The organism is Bacteroidota bacterium (genome assembly GCA_041658205.1).
Classification (GTDB): Bacteria; Bacteroidota; Ignavibacteria; order UBA10030; family UBA8401; genus UBA8401.
Genome location: JBBAAO010000002.1, coordinates 92526 through 107966, shown reverse-complemented (window position 1 = coordinate 107966; position 15441 = coordinate 92526). Strand labels below are relative to the sequence as shown.

Here is a 15441-nt window from a genome sequence, read left to right as displayed (position 1 = left end):
CAGAAGAGGACCAATTATTATGATGCGCACAGCTAACCCGGCATTGAACGATAAAACATTTCAACACATTGGTACGGGAGAATATACCGATGCTATGACGTTACAGGGAACGGTAAACAAAACAGGCATGATGCTTCTGCTGGTTGTTGCCGGTGCGGCATATACTTGGAGCTTGTTTGCGGATGGCAATACCGAATCCATGATGATGTGGATGATGATCGGATTTTTTGGGGGATTGATTACCTCGGTTGTGACGATCTATAAAAAAACATGGTCGCCGGTTACCGCACCGTTGTATTCAGTATTGCAAGGCTTCGCTCTTGGAGGACTTTCTGCATTCTTAGAATCGATCTATTCAGGAATCGTCATTCAGGCAGTTGCATTGACGTTTGGAACCGCCGGGTGCCTGTTGATTGCATATACATCCGGCGTCATTAAAGCGACTGAAAATTTCAAACTCGGTGTTTTTGCCGCAACTGGCGGAATTGCATTGATTTACTTTGTGGGATGGATTATGAGTTTATTTGGTACATCAATCCCGTATATTCACGAGAACGGATGGGTCGGTGTTGGATTCAGTTTGGTCACGGTGGTGATCGCAGCATTGAATCTCGTTTTAGATTTTGATTTCATTGAAAAAGGGGTGGAACATGGTGCACCCAAATTTATGGAATGGTTCGCTGCATTTGGATTGATGGTTACTCTCATCTGGCTTTACATTGAAATCCTGCGATTACTTGCAAAATTAAACAGCAGAAAATAATACTGTTTCATCTGCTATACAGTAAATTCTTCGCTCCTTTGCCATACATTGGAGCGATTTTTTTTTGTTGAGAATATAGTGTTATCAACACATTTCTATTCTTTGCTTCTTTCGAAATGCGTGGCTATATTTTCGCAGCATAATCAAAACATTTTGTCATCTTCATGAGGAGCACGTAATGACATTTTTTATTGGCATGATCATCGTTGTTGTAGTTTTCATCATCTGGGTAATTGCACAATATAATGGCCTTATCACTTTGCGAAATCAAACAACAAATGGATGGAAACAAATTGATGTTCAGCTTAAACGCCGACACGATCTGATTCCGAATTTGGTAAATACTGTGAAGGGATATATGGAATTTGAACAGGAGACGCTCGATAAAGTAATTAAGGCGCGGAATGCTGCAGCGTCAGCAACCGGAATAGCTAACGCGGCGGCAAAAGAAGGAGAACTCTCTACTGTGCTTTCTAAATTTTTTGCGCTCACGGAAAATTACCCGAATTTAAAAGCAAATGAAAACGTGAAACAGCTTCAGGAAGAATTGACGAGCACAGAAAATAAAATCGGCTTTGCACGACAATTCTTTAATGACATCGCAACAAAATTCAATACGGCACAACAAACATTTCCAGGAAATATTATTGCAGGAATGTTCCAGTTCCAGCCATCGGAGCTCTACGAAATACACGATGCTGCCGAACGCGACGTACCGGCAGTAAACCTCTCGCTAAAGAAATAAAGACTCAACGACATGCCTGAACTACCCCGAAACATTTATGAACAACAGAACGCCAACAAGCGTAATACTGTTTTCATTATGTTCCTGTTTGCGCTGTTCCTCGGCTTTATCGGGTGGGGCGCGGATATGTACTTCCTAGGATTTGGGAATGATGGTTTTCCCTTTCCCGTCATCACCGTTGCAGCATTATTGTTTGGGGGATGGAATGGATATTGGAGTTTGGAACAAGGAGCATCAATGGTGCTGTCGTCTGCCGGTGCATTTCCTGTGCCGGATACCGATCCTCAATATCAAGTGCTTCGTAATGTTGTGGAAGAAATGTCTATTGCATCAGGTCTTCCAAAACCTGCAGTGTTTATTATTCCGGATTCCGATCCTAATGCGTTTGCCACCGGCAAAGATCCGGATCATGCAAGCATTGCTGTTACAAAAGGTTTGGTTGAAACACTGAATCGTGAAGAATTACAGGGTGTTATTGCGCATGAAATAAGTCACATTCGTAATTACGATATTCGAATGATGACCGTCGTTGCCTCCCTAATCGGAGCTGTAATGTTAATCTCTGAAATTTCTCTTCGATCTGGCCGCTATGGAAAGGTTCGCAAAAGTTCGTCATCGAAAGACGATGGAGGTGGATTTATTATTCTTGTTCTCTGGCTGGTTACCATTATTCTCGCTCCTATTGTGGCCCGCATCCTAGCAATGGCAGTCTCTCGGCAGCGCGAATATTTTGCCGACGCTTCCGGAGCCGAATTGACAAGAAATCCTCGCGCACTTGCTGCAGCGCTTCAAAAAATATCTGCCGCAGTTGAACCCACTCTATCAATTAAAAAAGGGACTGCACACCTGTGTGTTGCAGACCCGCTTGGCAGCAAGATCAACAATAAAGAAGGTTTTTTTGCCGAACTATTTGGCACGCATCCCCCCATACAAAAGCGTATCACACTCCTCAGAGCTATGGCGTATCGTTTTGAATAGCGTAGAATTGTAAGAATTAAGACCAATAAATCCCTCACCTCTTTAATACTTCTGGGATATTTTTATGCAAAAATATGGGGAACAAGTCCTCTTTATTTCGTCTATTATTGTAACATTGTAACTCCCTCCAACTTTTTTTATCTTTCATTAATTATTGAAAGGAAGTATCGCTGTATGATGAAGCGTTGTTTATGGTTTTGTGGTGCAGGAATTATTCTTATAATCGCAGGATGCTCTTCCGGCAAAGAAACTGCTGAAGTACCGAATGCTCAATCCAAATCATCCGCAGAAAACGAAAAAGACCGTGCGGTGGCAATGCAGTTGTTTATTGACGGTTCTCTGAAAGAAAGTAAAGGTCAGTTTGCCGAAGCGATTCTGGATTACCAGGATGCGTTACGGTACGATCACGATCCGGCAATTTTTTTTGCATTGGCAAAAAGTTACGCACAATTACGCCGGTACGCTCCCGCTGCTGAAAATGCAATCATTGCCATCCAGCACGATCCGTCAAAAATAGAATATCACGAACTGCTTGCACAAATCCATATTAACGCCGGACAATTTGAAAAAGCAGCGGGTGAATACCGAACGATTTTAACTATCGATCCTGTGAACGTTACGGCAACCTTTACACTCGCGCAGCTACTGGAGCGCGTAAAACCGCTGGAGGCGTTGGAATTATATTATACTCTTATTGCACGACAAGGACCGTCCTGGGATGTTTTATTGCGGGTTGCACAATTAAATTCTGTACTTCAACGGTATGACAAATCGGTTGAGGCGCTGGAAGAAATGCAAAAGATCGATCCGAATAATCTGGCAATAAAACAGAATCTCGCCGAAACGTACATTCGGGTAAAGAAATATGACAAGGCGCTCGGAGTGCTGAACGATGTGCTGGAAAAGAATCCGGACAATATTATGCTTCGCACAACACTCGCCGATGTGTATTTGCAGCAGAACGATTGGAACTCTGCGAAGAAAGAATTAAACACCGTCCTTCAATCCGATTCTCTTGATCCTGACACACACATTCGCATTGGGATGGCTTTCTACGCTCAGACATTGAAAGACACGCTCGTTATTCCGGAAGCAATCGAAGTCTTCAATCAGTATGAAAAGAATTTTCCGACCGATTCGCGTCCGTTTGTTTACCTTGGCGTATTGCATCGTGGCATCAAAAATGATTCCATTGCAGAACAATATTTTACCCGTGCAACACAATCGGCAAATTGGAATGGCGATGCATGGTGGCAGCTCGGTTGGATGTATTTCGACCGGCAGAATTTCAAAGAGACCATCAGCATTATGAATAAGGCGAAGCAGTACACGCCGGATGACTTTCGTATCTATTTACTCCTTGGCATTGCATATAACCGTGCAGGAATGAATGAAGATTCGCGTGTCGCGCTCGAGCGAGCGGTGGAATTAAATCCAATAGATTTGAACGCTCTCTCTTCACTTGGTCTCACCTACGACGCACTGAAAATGCATACGGAATCGGATTCCGCTTACGAACGCGCGTTGAGGATTGATCCCAAATCTCCTTTGGTCCTGAATAATTATGCGTATAGTTTATCCGAACGCGGAATGCAATTGGAGCGGGCAGAGAGCATGTCGAAAGCCTCTCTCGCCGCCGATTCCCTTAACGCTTCTTATCTTGATACGTACGGATGGATTCTCTTTCAAAAGGGAAAATATTCCGAAGCGCTCCCCCATATTCTTAAAGCCGTGGAATTGGGTGAAGCTAGCGCTGTTGTGCTGGAACATCTTGGTGATGTGTATGCAAAATTGAACAGAATGGATGAGGCAAAAAAATATTGGTCGAAGGCGTTGGAAAAGGATCAAAACAATGTAGCATTAAAAGAAAAAATTTCCCGGGGAGCGCTGTGAGAATTCTGAAATTATTTTGTTTCTGCTCGGCGTTCCTCCTCGGCTGCGCCACGGCACCAAAACCGGTGGTCAACGAAGCAATGACAACAGATGAACTCCAATTCCGTCTAATGCAAACTGTCCGCTCGTTGAAGGATTTTTCTGCTGAAGGTTCCATCACGGTGAACACTCCCACCATGAATCAATCCGCAGGATTTGATCTTGTCACGCGTGGAAAAGATTCTGTAAAACTCTCCGTTTACGGTCCGTTTGGCATTACCGTTGGTACGGCACTCTTCAACCGACACGAATTTACCGCGTACAATGCATTGAACAATACCGTCTACCGCGGTTCGCCGGAAAAACAAATGCGCATGCTTCCGTTTGTTAAAGATGTTCCATTTGAGCTTCTGATCAGTTCACTGCAAGGAATTCATCCTTTGCGATTTACTTCTCCGTTGGATAGCTTGGAAGTGAAAGCGGGACGGGTATACTCCTTCACTATCGTGAATGAAGACAGTTCGTTTGATAAATTTTTGTTTGACGAAAATGTATACCACATTACACGATGCATTCGAAAAGATAAAAACGGCATTGTTCTTTGGAGCGTGAAATATTGGTACAAAAGAAACGGGGACAGTTCCGTCGTTCCAGAACAAGTTGAAGTGAACATTCCTTCTAAAGAATCGACTCTTGTGTTGGAATACGGATCTGTTTCTTATGATTCCGTTCAATCCCCATTGACTATTTCCTTCCCGGATGACGCCGAGATTATTACCATAGAATGAAATGGCTTTTTCTATATAGTCTTTGCTTCCTCCTCTTTCTCCCCGATGGTTTTGCAAACCAGCAGACGGATATTCGAAGGAAAGATCTGCAATTAAAACGGCTTCGCGCCGAGATCCAGCGATACGAACAACAGATTGACGAAAGCGAAAAAAAGGAAAAGGCAACGCTCAGCCGTCTGGATATCATTGAAAAGAAGGCAAATCTTGTTCGGATACTGCTTGAAGAATTGAGGGATGAGGAGAAATTAATCCGCACATCCATCGAAAGCACGAGAGAAAATGTCGGACAACTCGAAAAGCAATTGGCCTTTCTAAAGAATCACTATGCGAATTATGTTTCTTCCGTATACAAATATGGAAAAGTGTACGACTTGGAAACAATCCTTTCCTCAAATTCTATCAATCAACTCTACATCCGCATCGAATACATGAAGCGCTTTTCGGATCAGCGGAAAAAGGATCTTGAAAAGATTCTTTCCAAAAAAGACCAGATCGAAATTGAGCACAGCACGCTGCAGGAAAAACTTTCTACAGAACAGCAATTAATCTCCGAAAAAATCAAAGAAGAGTTTACGCTCAACAAAACAAAGGAACGTCGAAAGAGTGTGTTGAAAGATATTCGTGAAGATAAGTCGCTATTAAAGAAAGAGCTGACACGAAAAATCTCCGCCGCAAAGGAGCTCGAAAACCTTATTACGGTATTGATTGAACAGGAACGTATCCGAAAAGAAAAGGCGGAGCGAGAAGAACGCGAACGGAAAGAACGTATTGCAAAGGAACGCGCGGCGCAGCGCGAGCGTGAACGAGTTGCAAAAATCGAGCGGGAAAAAGAGTTGGCAGAGTTAAAGAAAAAAAATGACCTTGCAAAAGCAAAAGCAAAGGAACGAGAAATTGCCGAGGCGAACCGCCGTGCTGAACTTCGCGAAAAAGAATATGAGATTGAAACAGCAAAAGTAGAATTGGTGCTGCGTCCCCTTCTTGAACGAAAGGGAAAATTGATTTGGCCCGTTGTTGGAGGCAGGATTGTGGCGGAGTTCGGCAATCAGGTGCACCCCGTTATGAAAACCATTACTACTAACACCGGGATTGATATTTCAACAAAGGAAAATGCTCCCATCCGAAGTGTTGCCGACGGTGAAATTGCGCTTATTCATTGGCTGCCTTCGTACGGAAATTTGATCATTATTAACCACAGCCATGGATATCGAACAGTCTATGCGCATTTATCAGAAATTTCTGTGGTAGCTGGTCAACAAATTAAGGAAGGGGCCATCATTGCAAAAAGCGGCGAAACTGTCTCCGGAAATCTCCTCCATTTTGAAGTATGGAAAGAAAAAGATAAACAGAATCCTCGGGATTGGCTTGCACGAAGATAACGAATCTCTGCGATGTGAACTATCCAGTGCTTCTTGTAGATTTTTTTTGTTAGATTGTGATAAATAGTAAACCTCTGTGATCTATGTGCCTATGTGGTTCAAAAAAACATTAAGGATAATCTGTGGCAAAACGAATTGAAAAAATTGAATCATTAAAACCGAAACGTAGCGATGTTGAAGCTGTTCGCGAACTGAATGTATCATTTCAAGCGATGAGAACTGAGATCGCCAAAGTGATTGTCGGTCAGGATGTTGTGATCGAACAATTGTTCACCTCTCTCCTTTCGCGCGGGCATTGCCTGCTGGTAGGTGTTCCCGGACTTGCAAAAACTCTGTTGATTAAAACGCTTGCCGATGTGCTCGATCTGAAATTCAATCGCATACAATTTACGCCGGACTTGATGCCGAGTGATATCACCGGTACAGAAATTATTGAAGAGGATAAAAAGAGCGGCGGAAAAGTATTCAAATTTGTTGAAGGACCGGTTTTCGCTAATATTGTTCTTGCGGACGAAATCAACAGAACTCCACCCAAAACACAGGCGGCTCTTTTAGAATCGATGCAGGAACACAAAGTGACCGCAGCGGGAAAAACATATACGCTTGATGAACCATTTTTTGTTTTGGCAACGCAAAATCCAATTGAGCAGGAAGGAACCTATCCTCTGCCGGAAGCACAGCTGGATCGTTTCATGTTCAACTTATGGCTTGAATATCCTTCGTTTGAAGAAGAAAAACAGATCGTCAAATCTACTACAAGCCAATATGCACCGAAACTGAAACATCTCTTAAATGCCGATGACATTATTGGGTATCAAGATCTTGTGCGCCGTGTTCCGGTGGCGGATAATGTGATTGATTTTGCGGTGAATCTGGTGGCAAAAACCCGTCCGAAAGATGCGCATGCACCGAAGTTCATTAAAGACTGGCTCACCTGGGGCGCAGGACCTCGTGCGTCGCAATATTTGATTCTTGGTGCAAAGACTCGAGCCATTTTAAACGGCAAATACACACCAGATATGGATGATGTCCGCTCTGTTGCCATTCCTGTGCTGCGTCATCGTATTATTCCCAATTTCAATGCTGAAGCTGATGGAATCACGGCGGTGGAAATTGTAAAAAAGCTCGTAGAGTAAGAATAGACCCGCATCTTTAGAAGAGAGTTTTTATAACGTTCTTCGAAACCCACGACAACTTCAGAAGTAATTATGAATTCTGTAGGTCATATGAAATTATATGCATTTTTAGCCTTCCTGACCGCTGTTCATGTCAATCCGGCATTCGCACAGTTAAATTTTTGGAAACAACTTAATGGACCATATGGGGGAGATATTCGCTCAATGACGGCGGGAGACTCTGGTCAAATTTACGTTTGGACAAATTCATTTAATGGATTGGGAGATGGAAAGTTGTCTTATTCATCCGACGCCGGAAAAAATTGGGAACATAAACAAACTCCCGGAAGATTTGTTTTGCAGTTGCTCCGTACGTCGAAAAAGCAATTAGTTGTGGTAACAAACGAATCTTTTTTTCGCTTGGATTCGGGTAAAACAGAATGGATTAATATTGCAAATTCCCTCCCGTTGGATCCACAACGTGTTTCTCGTCTTGCTGAAGCAAATAGAATCTTATTCGTTGTTATGTACAACTATGGTCTTTATGCTTCTTCAAACGATGGAATATCCTGGAATCTTCTCAATGCAAGCGATACAGCATATTCTTTTACTCACATTGTTGCAGATACAACCGGCACTTTGTTTGCCGGAGGACGGCTTGGTGTTTTTACATCGGTTGATAGCGGAAAATCCTGGATTTCAAAAAATGCCGGTCTTGAACAAACAAATTTTATTGTTGAAACAATGACGACAGATAAAAATGGCACTCTCTATGTTTCGTTTAATATGGGAGGTTTTTTTGTCTCGACTGATCAGGGAAATACCTGGAAGAAGCATGGCACAATGGGACATTTTGAAGGTTTTATTATTAGTTCTTTCGGTGGAAAATATTTTGCCGGTTATGGAGGGAAAATTATATTCTCCGCTGACAGCGGCACAACGTGGAACTTTGTTGCCGGAAAAAATTTAGGAAACAACATCAGGAAAATAGCACTTGATTCCGGCGGTATTTTGTACGGAGCGACTGCACGAGGTACGGTCTACAGTTCTACCGATGACGGAGAAACATGGTTCACATCTGGTTTAGCAAATAAATATATCAGCAATATCACTGTCGGTTCAAACGGAACAATATATGCAGGAGCGATTGATTATGGTTTATCAATGTCAAAGGATAAAGGAGATCATTGGCAGGCAATTGATGTTGGCTTGCCAAGCCCAATCAACCTGCATTCATTATTAACCGTATCGGATCAATATTTATTTGCCGGCACAGAAACCGGTTTGTATCGCACAAAGCTGGATACGATTCAATGGAAATTAGCAGGGTGCGGGTTGCAGGCGTATGCTGTTACAGCAACAGCCAAATTGAACGATTCGATACTTTTTGCGGGATTTAAACATGGGGTTCTCTACCGGAGTTTGGATGGCGGGAACACGTGGAAAATTATAACAACGTTATCAAAAGCAATTTTTGATATTGTTCCCGGAAAAGACGGAAAAATTTTTGCAAGCGGACCGGGCGGAGTATATAAATCAACAAATAATGGTGATACGTGGTCTACAATAAATATGGCTGCCCTGCTTGAAGGGGGTTATGTTGAAGCATTAGCTGTTTCCCCGAATAAAACAATATTTGCGTCCAGCATAGATGCGCTGCTACGATCTACGGATGATGGTGTCACCTGGACTCGCATTCTTGGTACTAATGGGCATCTTCATCCAATTGATGCCCTGATTGTAACAAACACAGGGACTATATATACCGCATGGGATTCTGCATATGTTTCCACCGATAATGGTAATACCTGGGAATCGACAAATATATACTCCCCGGATTGTTTTTCCCTTTCCAGTGATGGTTTTCTTTATGCGGGAAATTGGTATGGCGTATTTAGCACTCAACCAAAAGTTATGAATGTGAATCCGTCCGATCTTGGAGTATCGGCAACAACATTTTCACTCTCCCAAAATTATCCAAATCCTTTTAATCCGACAACATCAATTCATTTTACCGTTCCACATAATTCGTTTGTCACCCTAACAATTTACGATCTTATGGGAAGAGAAATAGAACAACTTGTTGCCGAAGAACGACGTGCGGGTACATATACGATCAAATTTATTCCAAAGAATCTATCGAGTGGAATGTATTTTTATCGGCTGCAATCTGGCTCTTTTAGCGACACAAAAAAATTAATTCTAGTAAAGTAACCGCGTTGCTTTTAGTTCCAGAATGTTAAGATGTAAGACACCTCTAAGGTGTTCTGCATCTATTTGAAATATGACCAACCATAAAAAAATCTTCCGCTACAATCTGATTGCAATCGGTTGTGCAAGTATTTTTTTCCTCACCAGCTGGATGTGGCCATACCTCATGAATTTGTTCATTGCGTATCCTATCGGTCTGATAGGTCTCTTCTTTTGGAACAAAGGAAAAATTCCGGATCAAAAAAATATTATGGGCACGATCGCCATTTCGTTGCTTGCGGCAGGACTGTTCGTTTCATTTGCCGCGCTGCTGTTGTTTCGCTGATCTCTTCGTATCAAAATACTTTTGAGAATATTCGCCCCAAATTCCCCTCATTTCGTCCCATCTCATTTGAACGTCTCTTGTAAATTTTGTAGGTTCACGCTACATTCGTAATGAACATTGTTCTGGAGAGCGTATAATGCGAACACTTTTTAGCTTCATGATTGTTGTCGTGGTATTTTCATCGGCATCTGCCGAACGGTCTATTCCCCCATTTGTATCAACTCAATGGCTTTCGGATCATCTCAATGATAAAGACTTGGTCGTTTTACAGGTCGGCTTCAGCCGAAATGAATATAAATATGCACACCTCCCCACGGCTCGATTTGTGTGGTTCAATTCACTGGCCGTTTCGAATCCAGATCTGAACACAGAAATGCCAACGCTGGAAGAAGGGAAAAAAGCCTTAGAAGAGCTTGGCATTGCATCTGACTCAAAAATTGTGGTTGTCTTTGCCGGACAAAATGTTACCACAACAACAAGAATTATTCTTGCTTTGTCATATTTCGGATTTGCCGAACAGACAGCGTTGTTGGATGGAGGCTTAGAGATGTGGAAAAGTGAAGGAAGACCAATCTCTAAAGAAATTCCGCACTTCATAAAAACAACACTTTCTTTGAAGATCGATCCATTGGTGATTACGGATGCCGATTGGGTGAAACAGAATCTCTCCAATCCAAAGGTAACAATCGTTGATGCCCGTACAAAGAATTTTTATGATGGTAACGGAGGTGGTGTTGCTCGCCAAGGACATATCAAAGGTGCGAAGAGTCTTGTCTTTAACACGGTTCTCGATAGCACAAATAAAATAAAATCTGTCGCTGAGTTACAAAGACTTTTCGATAGCGCCGGCGTCGCGAAAGGAAGCACGGTCGTCACCTATTGTCATGTGGGACAGCAGGCAACACTTGTTTATTATGCTGCAAAATATCTCGGCTACAATGCAAAAGTGTACGATGGGTGTTTTGAGGATTGGAATGTGCGGGATGATAGTTATCCTATCGAAAAACCGGAGTCAGTGAAGAAGTAGATCTCCTTGGAAAAAATACCGAAAGTAGTTGAGTAATTGAGATATTATTCCCTCGTACGTTCGGTTACTCAACTACTCACATACTTATATACCATGAGTGCACCCAAACCATACATGAATCCTTACCTCGCAGGCATCGGAATCGGACTCGTCCTGCTTGCTGCCTTTGTAATTATGGGAAGAGGCCTCGGCGCTTCAGGTGCATTAAGTTCATTTCTCACTTTTGGTGTGAACAGCGTCGCACCGTCGCATGCTCAATCCAACACTTTCTATAAAGAGTATCTCTCAACACCATCTGGAAATCCGTTAAATGATTGGCTCGTCTTCGAGATCCTCGGCGTGCTGATTGGCGGATTAATTTCGGGACTCATTTCGGGGCGGGTGCGTCGTACTGTTGATAAAAGTGCACGAGTTACCATTACGACAAGAATGGTGTACGCATTTTCCGGTGGCATTCTGATGGGATTCGGATCCAAGATTGCCCGTGGGTGCACAAGCGGTCAGGCGTTAACAGGAGGAGCACTTTTAAGTGTGGGAAGTTGGGTCTTTATGATTGCTGTGTTTGCCAGTGCATATTGCGTTGCATATTTTTTTAAAAAGCAGTGGACTTAGTATGAACGCACCATTCTATCAATTTGGATTATTTGGAAATGAAACAGCATTGTTATTTGCTGTCGTTATCGGTATTGGTTTTGGATTCTTTCTTGAACAGGCAGGGTTCGGAAGCAGCGTAAAACTCGCCCAGCAATTCTATTTTCGCGATCTCACGGTTTTTAAAGTGATGTTCACTGCAATTATTACTGCAATGCTCGGTTTGTTTTGGTTTTCTTGGTTTGGGTTGATCGATCTCTCACTTGTTGGTGTTCTTCCAACATTTCTTATCCCTCAACTGGTTGGCGGATTGGTATTTGGAGTTGGATTCGTGATGGGGGGCTATTGTCCCGGAACATGCTGTGTTGCCTCTGTTACCGGAAAGATGGATGGATGGATCCATTTGCTCGGAATGTTTGCTGGAATTTTATTGTTTGGCGAATTATTTCCCCTCATCGGTGATTGGTGTTCATCGACCTCAATGGGTGAAATTACTCTGTCACAAGTATTGCATCTCTCTCATGGAACAACGGTGCTCCTTATCGTCCTGGTAGCGCTTGCCGGATTTTGGGGCGCCGAGAATCTTGAAAAACGACTTCGTACGGAATAAAATTCATGACTCTCAATAAATTACTTGTCGGTATTGTCCTCGTTCTTTCACTTCTTGCTGCATCCATTGGTACGCCTCAACAATCAGAAGTGAACGTTCCGGAAATTGCTGCGCTCATTGAAAGCGAACAGGATCATATCACCCCTCTTGAACTCGCCGAACAGCTCTATGCAGGAAAAAAGATCCGATTAATCGACTTGCGTGATTCTTCACTGCATGCCCTCAACACAATTGCTGATGCGGAGAATATGACTCTGCAGGAACTGCTGAACGGAGGGATCAAACGAAATGAAGTTGTTGTGCTGTATTCTGAAGGGGGAATCCATGCATCTCAGGCATGGATGCTTCTAAAAATGAAATACTATGATAGCGTATACACGCTGCTTGGAGGATTTGCGGGATGGAAGGAGGAAATTCTTTACCCCACATTAAAAATCGATTCGACATATGGAGGGATCAACTATATTAGACGGCGAAAAGCTTTAAGTTATTTCTTTGGAGGAGAACCAAATATCCTTTCCGCGGAAACAGCACTGCCAAAAACGGCACGACAGAAACAACAACCTCCTAATCCAATTCCTCTGATAAAATTTCAAAAAGAGGAAGAGAAACTAAGAGATCAGTGTTAACGTAAGAACTTTTTTATCTTTTGTATTATTTGAAATATGAGCTACGTTAAAAACGGTTTTTACTTTAAGGAAACTCAAAAGATTGAGTTGAGTAAAATCAATTTCATAAATGAAAAATTAAAAGGGCGTCATGAAAACAATAATGTTTCTTATACTATCAGTTTGTGCATTGGCCAAAGAGCCATCATCAGTACAAGAAATTAATATAGATATTCTTGCGCATGATGGTGTTAAATTAAAAGCAACATATTATACTTCGGATAAGCAGGGACCAGGAATGCTATTGCTGCACCAATGCAATATGGACCGCAAGAGTTGGAAGCAACTTGCTACAACTTTAGCTCAATTCGGTATTCACGTGCTTACTTTCGACTATAGGGGATACGGTGAGACACCTTCCGTTGGAGGATACGAAAATCTCTCCAAAGACATTGATTCGGCACTTGCAATGTTGATGACGCAGCCAAGGATTGATACGCTCAATCTTGGCGTTGGTGGTGCCAGTTGTGGCGTAAATAATGCAATAGGATTAGCCAAACGCAGCGGTAAAATAAAGGGTTTAATGTTGCTTTCGGGTGGGACTTCAAAAGCAGGACTTACTTATTTACGTAACAATCCTCAGTTGGCAATATTCGGTGCCGCCAGTTCTGAGGAAGATCCTGCTGTGAAGTCAATCAGGGAGATGGTGGCCACATCAACAAATTCGGTCAGTACAATGAAGGTGCTAAACAATGCCGGACACGGCGCACCCATGTTTACAAAAGATCCTACACTTTTACAGTCGGTAGCCGACTGGATGGTACTTGTATTGAGATAAATTTTCCCTGAGACAATTAACAGAACCGTAAATTGGTTATTTAAAACCAAGTTTTTGACAATTTCAAACAAGAACTGCGAGAGCGTTGTTAAAAATCATCCAGAAGCCGATCATGGACAGTCTACAACTAATTGAAGAATGAACAAACTCCAACTTCTTTTTATTACCGGATTATTAACAACGGCATGTTTTGCTCAATCAAGCAATCAGGTAACGATTGGTACGACACGATTACTCTATTCAAACGTGTTACAAGAAAAACGGAATATCTATCTTTACTCACCCGCGGCGCAAACGGTGAACCAAAACACCCGATATCCGCTGATTATTGTTTTCGATGCTGAAACGCTGTTTGAATTGTTGGTGAGCACATCTCGCTTTATGTGTTATTCCTCTGAAATTCCCCAAATGCCGGAAGCGGTGATCGTCGGGATTCCCAACACCGACAGGAATCGTGATATGCCTATGCCAAGTGCCTTGGATGGACTTGGTGAAAAGAATTTTTCACAATTTGTCTCCGACGAATTGCTACCTTTTTTAACGAAACATTTTCCGTTGAATGGTCATACGATCATCATCGGACATTCTCAGGGAGGTCTGTTTGTTTCGTATCTTCTTGCACGGAAGCCGCTGATCTTTCCGTGGATTCTTTCCTTTGATGTTCCAATCAACATCGACCCAAAAACAGATGCGCTCAAAAATAATATTGCACGCTTACTCAAAGAGAACAGCAAAACAAAGTACGTTTCTATTGAGAATGCGTTCGGCTGGGGAACTGATTGGAGTCGGTTCATGCCAAAAGGAAATAACGCACTGCAAGTGATATTGTCTGGTGAAACACATGAATCCATTCCCGGCAAAGGGATGTACGATGGATTAAAATTCCTTTTTCAAGATTTTGCTCCCGTAAAAAAGGATCTCTCATTGTTGCAACTGAAAAAACATTACGAAACAATATCGTTAAGCTATGGATATCATTACCAGATCCCACTTCGTATATTGTTGGGAAGTGCGTCCAGAAATCTCATGGAGCATCGCAAAAAAGAAGTACTTGAATTGACACAATATGCAGAAACGATCTACGGTACCATGCATGAGATCGACATTCTGAAAAACAATGCTGCAACGATCGCATTGCATGATAGTTCTCTTGCCGATTATTATTTGGGATTGCGGAAACCCTCTGCCGATGAAGTGCTTCAATATATTGGTATCTGGAAAGGGAGTCAGAGTAGAGTTCAGCCATCTTCAGGAGAAATTCAATTCCAAACGAAAGAAGAGCCAATAACAATAGAGATTTCAATAAACAATAGTGTGCCAACACTGTTTCGCGTCGATCCGCCTTGGGCGCGGGGAAAGAGAATAGAACAAGAGGTGTTTTCTGTATCGAAGAATGGAGAGTTAATCTTCGGATATAAAAATATGGGTTCCGGCGTCATTGTTTCAACGGCAAAGATCAATAAAAATGGAAATCTTGCGGGATCAACTCAACTGAAGGGATATATCGTCCCCGAAGATATGCCGGAAAAAGACCGATCATTTATGGATTGGATCAAAAGAACACCGCAAACATTCGAACTGATCAAACAATAAT

Annotated in this window: 15 protein-coding genes; all 15 read left to right on the top strand. The window is 42.4% G+C overall.

The window, feature by feature from the left end; translation table 11 throughout:
- The first annotated feature begins 22 nt into the window (after positions 1-22).
- The 15 genes from WDA22_12315 (at position 23) to WDA22_12245 (ending at position 15440) form a co-directional block, all read left to right on the top strand.
- The gene (locus WDA22_12315; protein ID MFA5834250.1) at positions 23-763 is read left to right on the top strand and encodes a Bax inhibitor-1/YccA family protein; all 741 of its coding nucleotides are present in this window, start codon (positions 23-25) and stop codon (positions 761-763) included.
- Positions 764-941: 178 nt separating this feature from the next.
- Positions 942-1508, top strand: coding sequence for a LemA family protein (locus WDA22_12310; protein ID MFA5834249.1), 567 nt, complete (start codon positions 942-944; stop codon positions 1506-1508).
- 12 nt (positions 1509-1520) lie between these two features.
- Positions 1521-2486, top strand: coding sequence for a M48 family metallopeptidase (locus tag WDA22_12305; GenBank protein ID MFA5834248.1), 966 nt, complete (start codon positions 1521-1523; stop codon positions 2484-2486).
- 177 nt (positions 2487-2663) lie between these two features.
- Entirely contained in the window at positions 2664-4379 is a 1716-nt protein-coding gene (locus tag WDA22_12300; GenBank protein ID MFA5834247.1) for a tetratricopeptide repeat protein, read from the top strand.
- A complete protein-coding gene (locus tag WDA22_12295; protein MFA5834246.1) occupies positions 4376-5146 on the top strand; it encodes a DUF4292 domain-containing protein in 771 nt (256 codons plus the stop codon). Before WDA22_12300 ends, WDA22_12295 begins: the two co-directional genes overlap by 4 nt.
- Positions 5143-6522, top strand: coding sequence for a peptidoglycan DD-metalloendopeptidase family protein (locus WDA22_12290; GenBank protein MFA5834245.1), 1380 nt, complete (start codon positions 5143-5145; stop codon positions 6520-6522). Before WDA22_12295 ends, WDA22_12290 begins: the two co-directional genes overlap by 4 nt.
- A gap of 212 nt (positions 6523-6734) precedes the next feature.
- Positions 6735-7658: a MoxR family ATPase gene (locus WDA22_12285; GenBank protein ID MFA5834244.1), complete on the top strand. Its 924-nt coding sequence runs from the start codon at positions 6735-6737 to the stop codon at positions 7656-7658.
- 90 nt (positions 7659-7748) lie between these two features.
- Positions 7749-9851 carry a T9SS type A sorting domain-containing protein gene (locus WDA22_12280; protein MFA5834243.1) on the top strand — a complete coding sequence of 701 codons (2103 nt, stop codon included), beginning with the start codon at positions 7749-7751 and terminating at the stop codon, positions 9849-9851.
- A gap of 70 nt (positions 9852-9921) precedes the next feature.
- Complete coding sequence (locus WDA22_12275; GenBank protein ID MFA5834242.1) at positions 9922-10173, top strand: hypothetical protein; 252 nt, start codon at positions 9922-9924, stop codon at positions 10171-10173.
- Positions 10174-10309: 136 nt separating this feature from the next.
- Positions 10310-11200, top strand: a complete 891-nt coding sequence (locus WDA22_12270; protein ID MFA5834241.1) for a rhodanese-like domain-containing protein — start codon at positions 10310-10312, stop codon at positions 11198-11200.
- Between the two features lie 93 nt (positions 11201-11293).
- Positions 11294-11812, top strand: a complete 519-nt coding sequence (locus tag WDA22_12265; GenBank protein ID MFA5834240.1) for a YeeE/YedE thiosulfate transporter family protein — start codon at positions 11294-11296, stop codon at positions 11810-11812.
- A gap of 1 nt (position 11813) precedes the next feature.
- Complete coding sequence (locus WDA22_12260; GenBank protein MFA5834239.1) at positions 11814-12401, top strand: YeeE/YedE thiosulfate transporter family protein; 588 nt, start codon at positions 11814-11816, stop codon at positions 12399-12401.
- A 5-nt stretch (positions 12402-12406) separates the two neighbouring features.
- The gene (locus WDA22_12255; protein ID MFA5834238.1) at positions 12407-13030 is read left to right on the top strand and encodes a rhodanese-like domain-containing protein; all 624 of its coding nucleotides are present in this window, start codon (positions 12407-12409) and stop codon (positions 13028-13030) included.
- Between the two features lie 130 nt (positions 13031-13160).
- Entirely contained in the window at positions 13161-13847 is a 687-nt protein-coding gene (locus tag WDA22_12250) for an alpha/beta hydrolase (GenBank protein ID MFA5834237.1), read from the top strand.
- Positions 13848-13985: 138 nt separating this feature from the next.
- Positions 13986-15440, top strand: coding sequence for an alpha/beta hydrolase-fold protein (locus tag WDA22_12245; protein MFA5834236.1), 1455 nt, complete (start codon positions 13986-13988; stop codon positions 15438-15440).
- Position 15441 lies beyond the last annotated feature (1 nt).

Excerpts from the sequence above, each read along its gene's own strand:
- WDA22_12245 (MFA5834236.1), top strand. The coding sequence starts at position 13,986 with ATGAACAAACTCCAACTTCTTTTTATTACCGGATTATTAACAACGGCA.
- WDA22_12260 (MFA5834239.1), top strand. The coding sequence starts at position 11,814 with ATGAACGCACCATTCTATCAATTTGGATTATTTGGAAATGAAACAGCA.
- WDA22_12280 (MFA5834243.1), top strand. The coding sequence starts at position 7,749 with ATGAAATTATATGCATTTTTAGCCTTCCTGACCGCTGTTCATGTCAAT.
- WDA22_12265 (MFA5834240.1), top strand. The coding sequence starts at position 11,294 with ATGAGTGCACCCAAACCATACATGAATCCTTACCTCGCAGGCATCGGA.
- WDA22_12285 (MFA5834244.1), top strand. The coding sequence starts at position 6,735 with ATGAGAACTGAGATCGCCAAAGTGATTGTCGGTCAGGATGTTGTGATC.
- WDA22_12250 (MFA5834237.1), top strand. The coding sequence starts at position 13,161 with ATGAAAACAATAATGTTTCTTATACTATCAGTTTGTGCATTGGCCAAA.
- WDA22_12275 (MFA5834242.1), top strand. The coding sequence starts at position 9,922 with ATGACCAACCATAAAAAAATCTTCCGCTACAATCTGATTGCAATCGGT.
- WDA22_12290 (MFA5834245.1), top strand. The coding sequence starts at position 5,143 with ATGAAATGGCTTTTTCTATATAGTCTTTGCTTCCTCCTCTTTCTCCCC.
- WDA22_12300 (MFA5834247.1), top strand. The coding sequence starts at position 2,664 with ATGAAGCGTTGTTTATGGTTTTGTGGTGCAGGAATTATTCTTATAATC.
- WDA22_12255 (MFA5834238.1), top strand. The coding sequence starts at position 12,407 with ATGACTCTCAATAAATTACTTGTCGGTATTGTCCTCGTTCTTTCACTT.
- WDA22_12315 (MFA5834250.1), top strand. The coding sequence starts at position 23 with ATGCGCACAGCTAACCCGGCATTGAACGATAAAACATTTCAACACATT.
- WDA22_12305 (MFA5834248.1), top strand. The coding sequence starts at position 1,521 with ATGCCTGAACTACCCCGAAACATTTATGAACAACAGAACGCCAACAAG.
- WDA22_12270 (MFA5834241.1), top strand. The coding sequence starts at position 10,310 with ATGCGAACACTTTTTAGCTTCATGATTGTTGTCGTGGTATTTTCATCG.
- WDA22_12310 (MFA5834249.1), top strand. The coding sequence starts at position 942 with ATGACATTTTTTATTGGCATGATCATCGTTGTTGTAGTTTTCATCATC.